This window comes from Thioclava arctica, assembly GCF_040892615.1.
Lineage (GTDB): Bacteria > Pseudomonadota > Alphaproteobacteria > Rhodobacterales > Rhodobacteraceae > Thioclava > Thioclava arctica.
This window is the reverse complement of sequence record NZ_JBFRYC010000078.1, coordinates 1-243: the sequence shown is the minus strand read 5'-3', so window position 1 is coordinate 243 and position 243 is coordinate 1. Positions and strand designations below refer to the sequence as shown.

1 pseudogene is annotated in these 243 nt (G+C 65.8%); it reads left to right on the top strand.

Features of this window, described 5'->3' with window-relative positions:
- Positions 1–243: pseudogene (locus AB4874_RS19995) on the top strand (ISL3 family transposase); the annotation flags it as partial.

Below are 243 nucleotides of genomic sequence, written 5' to 3'. Positions count from 1 at the left end.
CGTCCTGCGCGGCGAACGGGAAGACGTTTTCCGGCTGCGCCAAAGCAGCCTGACGCCTTGGTTCCCGCTGCTCGAACAGCATTGGCAGGACGGATGTCGCAATGGCGCTGAACTCTGGCGCCGGCTGCGAGCGAACGGATTCCAAGGAAGTCTCCGCGTGGTCGGGGAATGGGCCACGCGCCAGCGCCGAGCCGAGGCTGCCATCCCGCACGGCTCAGGCAAAAGTCCTCCAAGCCGCAAGAT